13 protein-coding genes and 1 other annotated feature are annotated in these 16,682 nt (G+C 40.5%); of the genes, 8 read left to right on the forward strand and 5 right to left on the reverse strand.

Translation table 11 applies throughout. From position 1 onward, the window contains the following. Positions 1-26: 26 nt before the first annotated feature. The 3 genes from ACESPO_RS07865 to ACESPO_RS07875 all read right to left on the reverse strand — a co-directional run bounded on the left by ACESPO_RS07865 (position 27) and on the right by ACESPO_RS07875 (position 2,992). Positions 27-512: a deoxycytidylate deaminase gene (locus tag ACESPO_RS07865; RefSeq protein ID WP_008975097.1), complete on the reverse strand. Its 486-nt coding sequence runs from the start codon at positions 510-512 to the stop codon at positions 27-29. Between the two features lies 1 nt (position 513). After that, on the reverse strand, positions 514-1,809 hold the full coding sequence (aroA, locus tag ACESPO_RS07870) for a 3-phosphoshikimate 1-carboxyvinyltransferase (RefSeq protein ID WP_336305240.1): 1,296 nt from the start codon (positions 1,807-1,809) through the stop codon (positions 514-516). Positions 1,810-1,897: 88 nt separating this feature from the next. After that, on the reverse strand, positions 1,898-2,992 hold the full coding sequence (locus ACESPO_RS07875) for a prephenate dehydrogenase (RefSeq protein WP_009262249.1): 1,095 nt from the start codon (positions 2,990-2,992) through the stop codon (positions 1,898-1,900). 211 nt (positions 2,993-3,203) lie between these two features. Here ACESPO_RS07875 and ACESPO_RS07880 point away from each other — a divergent pair, with 211 nt between their 5' ends. The 5 genes from ACESPO_RS07880 (at position 3,204) to ACESPO_RS07900 (ending at position 11,322) form a co-directional block, all read left to right on the forward strand. After that, positions 3,204-5,279 carry an elongation factor G gene (locus tag ACESPO_RS07880; RefSeq protein WP_336305241.1) on the forward strand — a complete coding sequence of 692 codons (2,076 nt, stop codon included), beginning with the start codon at positions 3,204-3,206 and terminating at the stop codon, positions 5,277-5,279. Between the two features lie 348 nt (positions 5,280-5,627). Then, entirely contained in the window at positions 5,628-6,986 is a 1,359-nt protein-coding gene (gene trkA / locus ACESPO_RS07885; protein ID WP_008975101.1) for a Trk system potassium transporter TrkA, read from the forward strand. Positions 6,987-6,999: 13 nt separating this feature from the next. Then, positions 7,000-8,448, forward strand: a complete 1,449-nt coding sequence (locus ACESPO_RS07890) for a TrkH family potassium uptake protein (protein ID WP_009262247.1) — start codon at positions 7,000-7,002, stop codon at positions 8,446-8,448. 115 nt (positions 8,449-8,563) lie between these two features. Further along, entirely contained in the window at positions 8,564-10,162 is a 1,599-nt protein-coding gene (locus ACESPO_RS07895) for a hypothetical protein (RefSeq protein WP_016438443.1), read from the forward strand. A gap of 101 nt (positions 10,163-10,263) precedes the next feature. Continuing rightward, on the forward strand, positions 10,264-11,322 hold the full coding sequence (locus ACESPO_RS07900; RefSeq protein WP_119988032.1) for a D-alanine--D-alanine ligase family protein: 1,059 nt from the start codon (positions 10,264-10,266) through the stop codon (positions 11,320-11,322). 119 nt (positions 11,323-11,441) lie between these two features. On the opposite strand, the gene ACESPO_RS07905 is transcribed toward ACESPO_RS07900, so the two are convergent. Beyond that, positions 11,442-11,864, reverse strand: coding sequence for a hypothetical protein (locus ACESPO_RS07905; protein ID WP_008975105.1), 423 nt, complete (start codon positions 11,862-11,864; stop codon positions 11,442-11,444). A gap of 199 nt (positions 11,865-12,063) precedes the next feature. Next, positions 12,064-12,304 (forward strand) — a binding site (T-box leader). A gap of 79 nt (positions 12,305-12,383) precedes the next feature. Between ACESPO_RS07905 and leuS the strand changes: the two genes are divergently transcribed. The 3 genes from leuS (at position 12,384) to ACESPO_RS07920 (ending at position 16,416) form a co-directional block, all read left to right on the forward strand. Further along, positions 12,384-14,807 carry a leucine--tRNA ligase gene (leuS, locus tag ACESPO_RS07910; RefSeq protein ID WP_016438445.1) on the forward strand — a complete coding sequence of 808 codons (2,424 nt, stop codon included), beginning with the start codon at positions 12,384-12,386 and terminating at the stop codon, positions 14,805-14,807. Between the two features lie 283 nt (positions 14,808-15,090). Next, on the forward strand, positions 15,091-15,960 hold the full coding sequence (locus tag ACESPO_RS07915) for a helix-turn-helix domain-containing protein (protein ID WP_336305243.1): 870 nt from the start codon (positions 15,091-15,093) through the stop codon (positions 15,958-15,960). Positions 15,961-16,038: 78 nt separating this feature from the next. After that, positions 16,039-16,416, forward strand: coding sequence for a hypothetical protein (locus ACESPO_RS07920; RefSeq protein WP_336305244.1), 378 nt, complete (start codon positions 16,039-16,041; stop codon positions 16,414-16,416). Between the two features lie 10 nt (positions 16,417-16,426). Here ACESPO_RS07920 and ACESPO_RS07925 read toward each other — a convergent pair whose 3' ends face one another. Beyond that, positions 16,427-16,663, reverse strand: a complete 237-nt coding sequence (locus tag ACESPO_RS07925; RefSeq protein ID WP_336305245.1) for a helix-turn-helix domain-containing protein — start codon at positions 16,661-16,663, stop codon at positions 16,427-16,429. Positions 16,664-16,682 lie beyond the last annotated feature (19 nt).

Below are 16,682 nucleotides of genomic sequence, written 5' to 3' on the forward strand. Positions count from 1 at the left end.
ACCTTCTTTCCAGATTCTGGGAATGATTAGTATCCATAAGAGCCGTCTAAAGATTCATCGTGTGCAATCCATTCTTCCACGTCGATGACCCGGTAGTCATCTTTGGTGTCGCGGATGTATACTTTGTCAATTCCGGCATTGATGATCATTTTTTTGCACATGGAACAACTGTTAGAATTTTCGACATAGTCGTTCGTCTTCATGTCGATTCCGGTAAGATATAAAGAACTTCCAATCATTTTATCGCGGGAGGCGCTGATGATCGCGTTGGCTTCTGCGTGTACACTGCGGCATAATTCGTAGCGTTCTCCTCTTGGGATTTTTAATTTTTCGCGGATACACATATTGATATCTGTGCAATTTTTACGACCGCGAGGGGCACCGGCATATCCGGTGGAGATCACTTCATCATTTTTTACGATGACTGCGCCATAGTGTTTTCGCAGACAGGTACAGCGCTGAGATACCATTTCTGCAAGGTCAAGGTAGTAGTTGATTTTATCACGTCTCATATTAGTTTTCCTCTCTTAAATGATAAAGTGTTCTATAAAAATCTGGGTAGGAGACATCCACACAAGAACTGTTTTGGATAGTGGTTGTTCCGTCTGCGACCAGTGCTGCAATCGAAAATGCCATGGCAATCCGATGATCGAAATAGCTGTCTATCACAGCACCGTGAAGGGGTGTCTTTCCACGGATGATCATACCATCGTCAGTTGGTGTGACATCTGCCCCCATTTTCTTTAAATTTTCTGTCACGGTGTCAATCCGGTTCGTTTCTTTGACTTTCAGTTCGGCAGCATCCCGGATGATAGTTGTCCCTTCCGCGCAGGCAGCAAGAACAGCGATCATCGGGATTTCATCAATGAGTGTCGGAATCTGGGAACCCTCAATGACGGTGCCGTGAAGTTCGCTTGTGCGGATAAGGAGATCAGCAGTAGGTTCTCCGCCGTCATTGGTCTTGGAAAGGTAGGTGATATCTGCTCCCATAGCCTCGCAGACAGATAAGATCCCGGCGCGTGTCGGATTGATTCCGACATTTTTTATAACAATCTCGGAGTGTGGGACAAGCAGTCCGGCAGCGATAAAGTACGCTGCGGAAGAAATGTCGCCAGGTACAAAAATTTTCTGACCAAAAAGTTCGTTGCATGGCTGGATCATAGAAACAGCTCCGGCATCTGTTTTTGTGCTTGTAAGCTCCGCACCGAATGCCCGCAGCAGACGTTCGGTATGGTCACGAGACAGTTCCGGCTCTGTTACGGATGTCTCACTGTCTGCATATAGACCGGCAAGAAGTATAGCAGATTTTACCTGCGCGGAGGCAATGTTGGAAGAGTAAGAGATTCCATGCAAGTCAGCAGGGCGGATTCGAAGAGGGGCACACCCATTGCCGGAAAGACTTGTGATGTCTGCTCCCATCATGGAGAGTGGGGTGATGATCCGACCCATCGGTCTTGTGTTGAGAGAAGCATCTCCGGAAAGTGTCGTCTCAAAAGGCTGTCCGGCTAGGATACCGGAAATCAGTCTTGTCGTTGTGCCGCTATTCTTTGTATCCAGAGCAGAAGATGGACGGCGAAGTCCACGGAGTCCTTTTCCGTGGACAAGCACGGTATCTTGATTGTTTTCGATAGAAATTCCCATTTGTGCAAAGCAATCGATGGTGGCAAGGCAATCTGCCCCTTGAAGAAATCCGTGGATTTCTGTCAGACCATTTGCAAGTGCTCCAAACATCACCGCACGGTGAGAGATAGATTTATCTCCCGGAATAGTAACGGTTCCTCGTAGTTTTGTTGTAGGTTTAAGTTCCATTGTAAATCCTTTCTGAAAGAAAATGTTTCAAAAATTTTAGGTATGAATCTGAGTGAAAAAGGAGAAGTGCGTTTCTCCATACCAAGTATTATCTTTCGTATACAATATAGCGATACTTCTGAAGAAGTTTCACTGCTTTCTGTGAGGAGAGTTCTTCGTAAAATTCAATGCGAAGAACACCTTCTTCAAACTCTCGGTTGTGAATGATTCCGATATTTTTTATACTGATATGGTTGGAAGCGAGGATGGTTGCAATGGTTGCAATTCCGCCGGCTTCGTCAATAATATCACAGTAAATAACGAATTCCTTTTTGATACAGCCAAAGGAACTGTCCGGAATAGAATTCCTGTAGTTGTTTGCGCGGTCAAAGAAGTCATAAAGCTGCTCGGTATTACAGGTTTCTACAGACTTCTTTGTCTCAATCAGGAGATGAATATAAGCATCCAGAATCTCAGAAATCTGTTTGTGATTCTTTAGACAAATATGCTGCCACATAGTAGGAGAAGATGAGGCAATTCGCGTAATATCCTTAAATCCTCCGGCGGCAAGCAGTTTCATATATTCATTTGCCGTATCCGTCTGTTCTACAAAATTTACTAGACCAGAAGCAATGATATGGGGCAGATGGCTGATCGTTCCGGTGACAAAATCATGCTCCTTGGCATTCATAATAATCGGGATTGCTTTCAAGGAGGCGATGAAATCTTTGTAAGCAGTTACTTTCTCCTGCGAGACTTTTTCTGACGGAGTCAGGACAAAATATGCATTTTCAATTAGAATTGCTTTTGCATTTGCAAATCCGCTCTTTTCAGAACCGGCCATCGGATGTCCGCCGATAAAATATTCTTCCAGCTCGAGCTTTTTGACTGCTTCGTGGATAGAATTCTTTACGCTGCCGACATCTGTCAGAATACAGCCTTCGTGCAGATAGGTTTTCAATTGTGCCAAATAGGCATTGTTATAGGCGACAGGAGCACATAGAAACAGATATGTGCAGTTGCAAAAGCTGTCGTTGATCGAAGAACATGCGGTGTCGATGATGCCTTCCTGGGCAGCGAGTGCCAGTGTTTCTTTTTGCTTATCAAATGCGACCAGTTCAAAGTCCGGATAGTATTGCCGGATTGCCTTTGCGATCGATCCTCCAATCAGTCCAAGTCCGATAAAACCAATTTTTTCTTTCATATTTCATATGTCCTTCCAGTATATATCAATCAGAAAATTTTATATGAATTATTGTAAGCTATTTTTTCATATTTGTCAAAGCTATGATGCTTTAAAGTGAAAAAGAATATATTGTATAAAATTTGTATAAATTACATAAAAGAGTTGTAATTTATATATTTTTTTAGTACAATATACACATGACAAAAACGTGCTAGAAGGAGGCAGCAATATGAAGGTTTACAGAACGGATGAAATTAGAAATGTCGTGTTACTTGGACATGGCGGCAGTGGAAAAACAAGCTTAGTGGAAGCGATGGCTTTCGTATCAGGGGTGACCAACCGTATGGGAAAGATTTCTGATCACAATACGCTCAGCGATTTTGATAAAGAAGAGCAGAAGAGAGAATTTTCCATCCATACAACGTTATATCCGATTGAATGGGAAAAGGCAAAGATCAATGTGCTTGATACTCCGGGATATTTCGACTTTGTCGGGGAAGTAGAAGAGGCGGTCAGTGCAGCGGATGCGGCTGTCATTGTTATATCAGGAAAAGCAGGTGTGGAAGTCGGAACAGAAAAGGCATGGGAGCTCTGTGATAAGTATAATCTGCCTCGTATGGTCTATGTGACGGAGATGGATATGGATGATGCGAGTTTCCGTAATGTTGTGGAAGAATTGACAGCGAGATATGGAAAGGTTATTGCACCGCATTTCCAGCCGATCAGAGAGAACGAACAGCTGGTAGGATATGTCAATGTCATCAAGAATGCAGCAAGAAGATATACGGGCATTGGACAGCGAGAAGAATGTGAGATTCCAGATTATTGTCTGCCAAACCTTAAAATATACAGAGACACATTGTTAGAGACAGTTGCCGAGACAAGTGAAGACTTGATGGAGCGTTACTTTGCAGGAGAAGAATTTTCCGTAGAAGAAATTCGTTCTGCGCTTAGAGTAAATGTGATGGATGGAAGTATTGTTCCGGTTGGAATGGGATCTAATACGATGGCACAGGGAGTGGCCAACCTTCTGTCAGATATCGTAAGGTTTTTTCCAAGCCCGGATAAGAGAGAGTGTGTTGGATTTAACCGTACGACAAAGGCGATCTATGAAGCAAATTATGACTTTGCAAAGGCAAAGACAGCCTATGTCTTCAAGACCATGGTGGATCCTTTTATCGGAAAATATTCGTTTGTCAAAGTATGCTCTGGTGTTTTAAAAGGAGAGGACGTTCTGTATAATACGAGTACAGATGCAGAAGAAAAACCAGGAAAATTATATACCATGCAGGGAAATAAGCCGGTAGAAGTGCAGGAGCTGCATGCGGGAGATATCGGTGCCATCGCAAAATTAAGTGCGACTAGAACCGGAGACACGCTTGCCACTAAGAATACGCAGGTTGTATATCCAAAGACAGATCATTCTGTTCCGTATACATATATGAAATATGTTGTAAAATCGAAAGGAGACGAGGATAAAGTATCTCAGGCGCTGGCAAAGATCATGGCAGAAGATGTGACTGTCAAGGTAGTTAACGACAGTGAAAATCATCAGACACTTCTCTATGGTATGGGTGAGCAACATTTGGAAGTCATCGTCAGCGAACTGGCAAACCGCTATAAAGTAGAGGTTACGCTGGAGACACCGAAAGTTGCATTCCGTGAGACGATCCGTAGGACTTCCGATATCGATACAAAATATAAGAAACAGTCCGGTGGACATGGTCAGTATGGACATGTCAAGATGAAATTTGAACCATCAGGCGACCTGGAGACACCATATATTTTTGAGGAGACAGTCGTAGGGGGAGCAGTTCCGAAGAATTATTTCCCGGCAGTCGAAAAAGGTCTTCAGGAATCTGTAGGCAAGGGACCTCTTGCAGGATATCCGGTAGTCGGTGTGAAAGCAACGCTGTATGATGGATCTTATCATCCGGTTGACTCCTCTGAGATGGCATTCAAGACTGCGACCATGCAGGCGTTTAAGAAAGGAATCATGGAGGCTTCTCCGGTTCTCTTAGAGCCTATTGCAACATTGAAAGTGACTGTGCCGGATGAGTACACTGGGGATGTCATGGGAGATTTGAACAAACGTCGCGGACGTGTACTCGGAATGACACCAGTGCAGGGTGGAAAACAGATCATCGAGGCGGATATTCCGATGACGGGAGTGTTCGGATATTGCACAGTGCTTCGTTCTATGACCGGAGGACGCGGAACTTATGAGTATGAATTTGCAAGATATGAGCAGGCGCCTTCTGATGTACAAGAGAAAGAAATCGCAAAGCGCGCAGCGGAAGAGTAGATTGTATATAAAATAGGAAAGCAGTGATAGAAATAGAAATCTATCACGGAACTGGCAGAGAGTCTGAGACGGCGGAAGCAGTCCCGGATTCTCTGTCTTTTTGTATCTGAAAATCAGAGAATAGTCTCTTGAAAAATATGGTACATCTTCTTGGGTTTTGTATGCTGTGAAGAGATGGCTGAGAGGGATATTAAAAGAAAATAAAAATATGTAAAAATACATTAAAATTACATAAAGATTTCCCTTGACTTTCTAATAGAAAGTGTTATAATTTGCATGCTGATTATCGGTTTAGACAATGAGTAATTTACAAAATGAAAAAGTAATGTGAGAAAAGAGGAAAGTGCGATGAAAATTGTAATTATAGGAGATGGGAAAGTGGGCTTTAAGCTTGCAAAACAACTCTCTGAAGAAAATTATGACATCGTTTTGATCGATCCAAATGAGGGAAAATTGAAAGAGACCATCAACAGGCTGGACATTTTCTGTATCACTGGAGATGGAGTCAGTGCAGAAGTGCAGAAGCAGGCGGATGTACCCCACGCAGATCTGGTGATTGCCTGTGCGTCTACGGATGAACTGAATATGTTAAGTTGTCTGATTGCCAGAAGGCTGGGAGCCAGACATACGATTGCCCGTGTAAGAAATCCGGTTTATCTGCAGCAGCTTGATATTTTGAAGGAAGATCTGCATTTAAGTATGGCAGTAAACCCTGAATTGACAGTTGCAAATGAGATTTCCAGAGTACTGATCTTCCCGGTTGCAAGTAAGGTGGAAACGTTTGCAAAAGGAAGAGTGGAACTGGTAGAATTTCCGCTTCAGCAGGAAAGCTCGATTACTGGAATATCCCTTGCAGAATTTTATAAAAAGTATAAGATTAAAGTTTTGATCTGTGCAGTACAGCGAGGAACACAGGTTTATATTCCGGATGGGGAATTTGTCCTGCAGCCAGGAGACAGGCTTCACATAGCGGCATCTCATCGAGAGATGGAAATTTTCTTTAAAAAAATTGGAAATCGTAAAAATAAAATCAAAAAGGTATTGATCTGCGGAGGAGGAAGAGTTGGATTCTATCTCGCGAAGCAGTTGACGAAGCTTGGAATGCAGGTAAAGATCATAGAGAAAGACCTGGCAAAGAGTGAAGGACTGTGTGAGGCGCTTCCGGAAGCTACTATTATTCATGGGGATGGATCGGATAATGAACTTCTGATCGAAGAGGGAATCGGTGATGCAGATGCCTTTATTGCACTTACGGGAATGGATGAAGAGAATATCATCATGGCACTTTTTGCAAAACAGCAGGGAGTTCCAAAGATTGTGGCGAAAGTCAATGAAGATTCCAGGGCAGAGATGGTGGCAGGATTTGGGATCAACAGCATTGTATCTACAAAATCTGCGACTGCCGATGCAATTTTAAGCTATGTGCGCGCACGCCAGAATTCAATCCGCAGTGCCAATATTGAGGCAATGTACCATCTTGTAGATGATCGTGTTGAGGCACTGGAATTTATTATAAAAAAACAGACCTCCTATGTGGGAGTACCACTGAAGAGCCTGGAAACTAAGAAAGATGTGCTGATTGCATGTATTGTAAGGAATCGAAAAATTATTATTCCCGGAGGAGAGGATTGCCTCCAGATCGGGGATAGTGTGATCGTAATTACATTGAAATGCAAAGTACAGGATTTTCATGATATTTTAGTGTAGTGGTGGAAGAAAAATGAATTACAAAATGACAGCTTATGTATTAGGAAAAATGTTGGGGGTGGAAGCACTTGTACTTTGTATCCCGGCAGCAGTATCCTTGATTTATGGGGAAACTTCAGACATGGCAGCATTTGGGATTACAAGCGCTGTGCTGTGTGTCTTTTTCCTTCTCTTTGGTAGAAAAAAACCAGAAAATGGAAGAATCTATGGGAAGGACGGGCTTGTGATCGTAGCCGCAGCATGGATATTGTGGTCTGTATTCGGAGCACTTCCATTTTATTTATCAAGAGAGATTCCATCGTATGTGGACGCTCTGTTTGAGACCGTATCTGGATTTACGACGACAGGATCTACCATTCTTACAGATATAGAGGCGCTCTCTTATGGAATGAATTTCTGGAGATGTCTGACGCACTGGATTGGTGGAATGGGTGTACTTGTGTTTGTTATGGTAGTGACTTCTCTGGATGATAAAAGTTCTATGCATTTAATGCGGGCAGAAGTTCCAGGACCAGAAGCGGATAAACTTGTTCCGAAAGCGCGAGAGACCGCAAAGCTTTTATATGCAATGTATCTGGCACTCACTGTCGCGGAGATCATTTTCCTTCTGGCGGGAGGAATGAACTTATATGATAGTATCATTCACTCCTTTAGTACCGCAGGAACCGGAGGATTTGCAAATCATAACAGCAGCGTTGCCTACTATGACAGTGCTTATATTGACGGGGTGATCACCGTTTTTATGATCCTGTTTGGAATCAACTTTAATATGTATTTTCTTCTTTTAATAAAAGATGTAAAATCTGTCTGGAAAAATGAGGAAGTCAGAGCATATCTGGGAATTATAGTGGCGGCAACTTTGGTGATCACCTGCAATGTTCTCTCTATTTACAAAGAACCGTTAAAAGCTTTCCGATATTCGATTTTTCAGGTTGCATCAATTATTACAACGACAGGATTTGCCACGGCAGACTTTAATTTGTGGCCGGAATTGTCAAAATGTATTTTGCTTCTCATTATGGTGATTGGTGCATGTGCCGGCTCTACCGGAGGTGGAGTGAAAGTGTCCAGATTTTTGATCTTGTGGAAAAGTATTTTGAAGCAGGTGAAAGGAATGTTGCATCCGAAATCGGTTAATGTTGTAAAAGTAAATGGAAAGAAAATCAGCAATGAGACGTTGCAAGGGGTGTATGCATATTTTAGTGCATATGTATTTGTATTTGGAATTTCTGTGCTTCTTGTGGCACTTGATAATTTTGATTTTGCAACAACCATATCGGGAGTGCTGACTACATTGAGCAATGTAGGTCCGGGAATTTCAAGAGTAGGTCCGATAGAAAACTTCCAGTCTTTCTCGGTGTTATCTAAAATTGTATTTTCTATGGATATGCTGATCGGAAGGCTTGAAATCTTCCCGTTTCTTATGATTTGTTCTCCAAGTTTCTGGAGAAAACATTTCTAGATTCTATTGTTTATAAGAAGTTTATAAAATATCATCAGACATTGTTTGCGCTGATGATATTTTTGTATTATACTGTTCATTATAACTTATTGATATATAGAAAATGGAGGATGTTATGAAAAAAGCAAAGGCAAAAATAATTGGAGCGATTGTGCTTGCGATTGTTGCATTTTTGTATTACTATTTTACACTGCCGGCAATCAATATCCACTCTCGTGATTTTTGGTTCTTTATTGGGATTTTAGTTGCAGTTCTTGCGCTGATCTACGCGTGGAAGAAACGGCTTCGTCCAGATGAGATTAAGACGAGTAAAGGGATGAAGGCGATTCTATTTGTACTGGCAGCAGTTGTTGTTGTGTATCTTGTGGGAGCGTTACTTTCTTCTCCGATTGTAAATGCGAAGAAGTATCAGAAGCTTCTTAAAGTAGAGGAGGGAGAATTTACAAAGGATATCGAAGAACTTTCCTTTGATCAAATCCCGCTGCTTGACAAAGAGTCTGCAACACTTCTCGGAAATCGAAAGATGGGAAGTATGGTAGATATGGTATCTCAATTTGAGGTGGATGATATTTACAGCCAGATCAACTATCAAGGAAGACCGGTACGTGTTTCTCCGCTCAAATATGCCAGTGGTATTAAATGGATCACGAATCAGTCTGAAGGAATCCCGGCGTATGTCCGTATTGATATGGCCACACAGTCTACAGAGCTTGTAAAATTAGAAAAAGGTATCAAGTATTCTACAAGCGAATATTTTAACCGGAACATTTACAGACATTTGCGCTTCAATTATCCGACTTATATTTTTGACCAGTTAAGTTTTGAGACAGATGATGACGGAGTTCCATACTGGGTATGCCCGGTGAAGAAGTTTAACATTGGTCTGTTTGGAGGAGAGACAGTTGGAAGAGTTGTACTGTGTAATGCAGTGACAGGAGAGACGAAAGACTATGCGATCGATGATGTGCCGAAGTGGATTGACCGTGCATATTCTTCTGATCTTCTTGTACAGCTTTATGATTACTATGGAGCGCTGAAGCATGGATTTTTGAACAGTGTGCTTGGACAGAAAGACTGCCTGAAGACGACAGAAGGATATAACTATCTTGCGATCGATGACGATGTATGGGTATATACGGGTGTGACATCCGTGAGTGGTGACCAGTCCAACGTCGGATTTGTTCTGATGAACCAGAGAACAATGGAAACAAAATTTTATCCGATCGAAGGTGCTACAGAGGCTTCTGCAATGTCATCTGCAGAAGGTCAGGTACAGAACTTGAAATACAAGGCGACTTTCCCGCTTCTTTTAAATCTCTCCGGAGAGCCGACTTATTTTATCGCATTAAAAGATGATGCGGGCCTTGTTAAGAAGTATGCGATGGTAAATGTACAGAAATATCAGCTTGTAGCAATCGGAGATACGGTAAGCCAGTGTGAGGAAAAATACAATGAACTTCTTCTGACGGATGGTGTGATCAAGGAAGAGGAAGACAAGCGAGAAGTACAGACGATGGAAGGAACCATTGCGAAGATTGCACAGGGAGTCGTGGAAGGAAACTCACATTACTATATTCTTCTGGAAGAATCAGAGGAGATTTTTGATGTGTCGGTAGTAGACTTTATTGATGTCATCCGCTATGAGCCGGGACAGAAAGTGACGATTGAATATAAGCAGGATGAGAAGGTAAATACAGTTTTAAGTATTAAATAGAGCAGGATTTGCAATGAAATCAGCATTTTTGGAAATGCATTTTATAGAAAATGCCGATAGAATAGAAAGAAGTGAAAAAAGAAAAGTAAGGATGTGGAAAAATGGGAGAGAAGAAACAGAGAGTAGCGGTAATCTTTGGAGGGCAATCCTCTGAGCATGAAGTTTCCTGTAAGTCAGCAGTTACAGTGATCTCGCATATTGACCGGACAAAATATGAGCCGGTTTTAATCGGGATCACAAAAGAGGGATGCTGGCTGGAAGTGGAAGATACAGAAGCAATTAGAAATGATACCTGGCGTGAAAACGGGAAGCGGGCAATTCTTTCACCGGATGCCGGAGAACATGGAATTCTCGTGTTGGGGGATACTGTGGAGAAGATCCAGGTAGATGTGATCTTTCCAGTTCTTCACGGAATGTACGGTGAAGATGGAACCATCCAGGGATTGTTTGAACTTGCGAAAATCCCTTATGTCGGATGTGGGGTACTTGCATCAGCGGTATCCATGGATAAACTTTACACGAAGATCATTGTAGATCATCTTGGAATCCGTCAGGCAAAATTTGTTGGAATCCATGCATATGAGCTTGAGGAGATCGACAAGGCGCTTGACAAGGTGGAGGAAATGCTTCCGTATCCGGTATTTGTAAAGCCGTCCAAAGCAGGGTCTTCTCAGGGAGTCAATCAGGCAAAAGACAGAGAAGAATTACAGGCAGCATTGCTTGAAGCGGCAAAGCATGATACAAAGATTCTTGTAGAAGAGACGATTAAAGGGCGTGAGATTGAATGTGCCGTGCTTGGTGGAAAGAATGTGAAAGCATCTGACGTCGGTGAAATTAAGGCAGCAGATACGTTCTACACTTATGAAGCAAAGTACAATAATCCGGATTCTAAGACAGATACTCATCCGGAACTGCCAGAAGGAGCATTGGAAAAGGTGAGAGAAGATGCTGTTGCAATTTTCAAAGCGGTAGATGGCTTTGGACTTTCCAGAGTGGATTTCTTCCTGGAACATGGTACAAATGAAGTGATTTTCAATGAGATCAATACATTGCCTGGATTTACGAATATCAGCATGTACCCAATGCTTTGGAGAGAAAAAGGAATCGATACGACAGAGCTTGTGACAGAGCTGATCGAGCTTGCATTTGAAAGAAAATAGAGTATACGAAAATAGAAAAAAGATAAGAGAAAAGCCTTGCGGTAGCAATTACTGCAAGGCTTTTAAACGTAATGGAAATTGTGAACTATTAACTTTTCCATTTGAATTGCTTCGTTGTTTTAATTAAGAAGTGCACAGTCAGTCAAGTCAATTCCGTTTAACTGGTCTTTCTCTGCACTGATACTTAAATAGAAATTCACATCATGTCTCTTAGAGATATTTTTCAACCGTTCAATGAAGCGAGGCATATTCTCAGAAGAAATATTGGCATGTTTTAAAATACCATCGATAAAAATAGCCTGAATATCATGGTTAGCACTAAGCATTCCATAGATAAATCCAGTGTAGTCGTCAATGTTCTTGATGGAAGGATAGTCATCCATACAGATTACTCTGATATCAAAAGATAAACTGTATGTATCGTTGTGACTGTTCTTGATAAACGTTACATTGCCGTCACACTGCTTTACTGTCTCATTTGCTAATTCGATCATCTGTTGTGTTTTGCCGCTCCCTTTAGGGCCTGTTAATAAATTTACCATGGCACTATCTCCTTTATAATGTTTTTTCGTTCTGTCGATTATGTAATGTATTATACACTAATTATAAGAAAATGGCAATAAAATATAAAAATTTATGCGAAATTTACAAAAAAATACAGCTTTTCCCAATGCCTTGACAAATAGTCTTCGTATGATAAAATAGAAATATCATTGAAATTGTGATGACAGATTGAATCAGACAATGGCAAAGAAGAGGAGTAGTAAGAGCCTATCGTTTTCAGAGAGCTGCCGGCAGGTGTGAGGCAGCAGCGTAATCTCCGAACTCACCTTGGAGCCCTTCTATTGAACGAGAGATACAGAATACACTGTATGGAAGTAGATAGAGGCGGGACTTCCCGTTACAGAAGCAATGAGTGCGTACAGTGAGATGCTGTATGAATAAGAGTGGTACCACGGAAATCAGCCTTTTCGTCTCTTGATGAGATGAGAGGTTTTTTTTATTGCATAGGAAATTGATTTCCGCAGAGGGAATTCTTGGAGAAAAAGGAGGAAAAAAGAATGGCAGTACCTTATAATCATAAGGCGATTGAAAAAAAATGGCGTGAAAACTGGGAAAAGCATCCAGTGAACGTAAAAGAAGATGAAAATGGAAAGAGAGAGAAATATTATTGTCTCGATATGTTCCCATATCCATCAGGAAATGGTCTCCATGTCGGACACTGGAGAGGATACGTAATCTCTGATGTATGGAGCAGATATAAGTTATTACAGAAATACTATATTGTACATCCAATGGGATGGGATGCATTTGGACTTCCGGCAGAAAACTATGCAATCAAGATGGGTGTGCATCCATCGATTTCTACTGCTGAGAATGTAAAAAATATTAAGAGACAGATCAATGAGATCGCAGCTCTCTATGACTGGGATATGGAAGTCAATACAACTGATCCAGAATTTTATAAATGGACACAATGGATCTTTGTAAAAATGTTCAAAGAAGGACTGGCATACGAGAAGGAATTCCCGATCAACTGGTGCCCTTCCTGCAAGACAGGTCTTGCGAATGAAGAAGTAGTAAATGGTAAATGTGAGCGCTGCGGAACAGAAGTGACAAAGAAAAATCTTCGTCAGTGGATGCTTCGGATCACAAAATACGCAGAGAGGCTTCTTGCAGATCTCGATAAATTAGACTGGCCGGAGAAGGTAAAGAAGATGCAGGCAGACTGGATCGGAAAATCTTACGGTGCAGAAGTTGATTTCCAGGTAGAAGGAAGAGAAGATAAGATCACTGTCTATACGACAAGACCGGATACTCTTCACGGCGCGACATTTATGGTACTTGCACCGGAGCATGCGCTTGCTAAGAGTCTTGCCACAGACGAGACAAGAGAAGCGGTAGAACAGTATATCTATGATGCTTCTATGAAGTCGAATGTAGACAGACTTCAGGATAAGGAAAAGACAGGAGTGTTTACAGGATCTTATGCGATCAACCCATTAAATGGAGCAAAGACACCAATTTGGCTCTCTGATTATGTTCTCGCAGACTATGGTACCGGAGCAATCATGTGTGTGCCGGCTCACGATGATCGTGACTTTGCATTTGCAAAGAAATTCGATCTTCCAATCGTACAGGTAATTGCAAAAGATGGAAAAGAAATTGAAAATATGACAGAGGCCTATACAGAGGCAGCAGGAACGATGATCAATTCTGGTGAGTGGAACGGAATGGAATCAGCTGTTTTGAAAAAAGAAGCGCCGCATATCATCGAAGAACGTGGATTTGGAAAGGCAACTGTCAACTATAAACTGCGTGACTGGGTATTCTCGCGCCAGCGTTACTGGGGAGAACCAATTCCGATTGTACACTGCCCGGATTGTGGAGCAGTTCCAGTACCGGAAGAGCAGCTTCCTCTGACACTTCCGGAAGTAGATTCTTATGAGCCGACCGGAACAGGAGAATCTCCGCTTGCAGGAATTGAAAGCTGGGTAAATACAACTTGTCCAGTTTGTGGAAAACCTGCAAAACGTGAGACAAACACAATGCCACAGTGGGCTGGATCTTCCTGGTATTTCCTCCGCTATGTGGACAGCCATAATTCCGAAGCACTTGTATCAAGAGAAAAAGCAGATGAGATGCTTCCGGTAGATATGTATATTGGAGGAGTAGAACACGCGGTACTTCATTTATTGTACTCTCGTTTCTACACAAAATTCCTCTGTGATATTGGGGCAATTGATTTTGATGAGCCATTCAAGAAATTATTCAATCAGGGAATGATCACTGGTAAAAACGGAATCAAGATGAGTAAATCAAAAGGAAACGTCGTATCTCCGGATGATCTTGTAAGAGATTACGGCTGTGACTCTCTGAGAATGTATGAATTATTCGTAGGTCCACCGGAATTAGATGCAGAGTGGGATGACAGAGGAATCGATGGTGTTTACCGTTTCTTAAATAAAGTATGGAATCTCGTTATGGACAGCAAAGACAAAAATGTCAGCGCAACAAAAGAGATGATCAAGATCCGTAATAAAATGGTATATGATATTACAACACGTTTGGAAAGCTTTAGCTTAAACACAGTTATTTCAGGATTTATGGAGTACAACAATAAGCTGAATGAGATTGCAAAAAAAGCAGGCGGCGTGGATAAAGAAACATTAAGCACACTGGCAGTACTGCTTGCTCCGTTTGCTCCGCATATGGCAGAAGAGTTATGGCAGCAGCTCGGACACGAAGGAACCGTATTCAATGCGGGATGGCCGACTTATGATGAAGAGGCGATGAAAGACGACGAGGTCGAAATCGCTGTACAGATCAACGGAAAGACAAGAGCTGTCGTGACACTTGCGGCAGATGTATCTAAAGAAGATGCAATTGCAAAAGGAAAAGAAGCAGTGGCAGATAAACTGACAGGAATGATCGTAAAAGAGATTTACGTTCCGGGAAGAATTATTAATATTGTGCAGAAATAATTGAGAAGAAATTCTCACAACAGAATAAAGTGCTTGGAAATATTGAAAAGTTCGCTTGAAATCAAGGGTTACAGACATTTTTCTTCAAAGAAAAGGTATCATAGAATACCGTAAAATATCGTAACAGATTTTTAAAATGGAGTAAATTTGGAGTAAAGATTGAAAGAAAATGGAGTAAATATTTCAAGGAGACATTAAAGGAATGACGCAGATGGTAGAGATATTGTCTGCGTTGTTTTTGTAACTTGTAATATATTCAAAATTTGAGAAAAAGTATATAGATATGGTATATGATGCAGAAATTGTAAGAAAAAATATAAAGTATATGAGGAGGTTTTATGGTGTTACGCAGACAGAACTTTCCAAAGTGTTAAAAGTTGAACAGCATAGTGTTTCGCAATATGAAACTGGAAAGAGAAGTTTAAATTATGAATATGTACAATTGTTAGCAAATTATTTTAGAATACCTATTGAGAAATTTGTAAAAGAAGATTTGTCTAATATAATGGTTTATAATTTAGATGTTGATATAGATTTTATATTTGAATTTTTAGATATAATTTTCCCTAAATTTTTGGTTTCTGAAACAATGGAAGATGTTTATTTTCAAAAGGGGTGTAAATGTCTAAATAGTATTCGGGAGGATTTTAAAAAAAATAAGGTTATATCAATAAAAAAATATGAAGAATGTATAGACTTGTTTCTTCAATCATACAGAAAGTTTCAAACATTAAAATCGATTGCTAATACATTGGGAGTTATATTAGTATTTTATGCACCTCAATTCACAGGAGAAGAGGAAGAAGAGGTTGGGAAAGAGATATATAAACAAAGGCGAATATCGAAACAGGTATTAAAAAAATATTTTTTGAGAGAAGAAATTGTAAATAATCCTATAAAAAAGGAATTCATAGAAAAATATAATGATTTCGTAATGGAAGGAATTCGCATTTTAAAGGAAATTCCTGAATGGTCACAGTTAGGGGACTATTATCTTGCACTCAGATATATTATAGGAATGGTAGAAAATGACAATAATCAAGATATGAATATTTTAATAGGGGAGGAATTTATGATAAATCTGTTTGAATTAGACAATAAATATGCAACACTGTATTTAGAGAAAAAAAGCAGTTTTTTTCTTGAAAAATAGTTAAATATCTCGGCTTGTGATTAGATTTTTTGACATTTAGGGTGTAAAATAAAACAAAAAACTAAGGAGATATTGAAAATGATAGAATTTACGAATGAATTTGAGAATATTTTACAGCAGTGTAAAGGAAAATCGGCAAATTACATTACCCATGCGTTGAAAATGCTTGGGGGTGGAGAAAATGGTTCTATGGCAGAAGGTATGATGAGAATAATAGAGGTTTTTAAAGAAGATAAACGGAACAGCGTTCAATCCGCAAAAGGAAAATATGGAATGGGTGGTCTTGTTCTAGGAATTAGTGTAACAAGCATTATGGGATTGTATTTAAGAAAGAAAGAGAATGAAAAGCATGAAGAAGAAAAGAAAATTATCCTTAAAACATTTAATAATGAAATTGGAGCAAGTAGTACGGAAGAATGTTCAATAGCAAGGGAGAACAAAGAAGTCGAGTACTAAGTAGGGCAAATTATAAAAGTTTTTCAAAAAAATCAGAAATATCGGCGTGAAAAATTTTACATAAAGCGACCAATTCGCTGACTTTTATGTTCATACGGTTTGTTTCAATTTTGGCATAAGTACTTTTGGAAATTTCAATTCCAAGAAGTTGTAATTGTGCGATAGTCTGGTCTTGTGTAAGACCAGATTTTTTTCTGAGATATTGGATATTTTGTCCTATATCCATATCAGGACGGATTTTTTGCATAGTATTATAAACCTCAATA

Source organism: Coprococcus sp. HPP0074 (assembly GCF_964238105.1).
In the GTDB taxonomy this organism is placed as follows: Bacteria; Bacillota; Clostridia; order Lachnospirales; family Lachnospiraceae; genus Faecalimonas; species Faecalimonas umbilicata.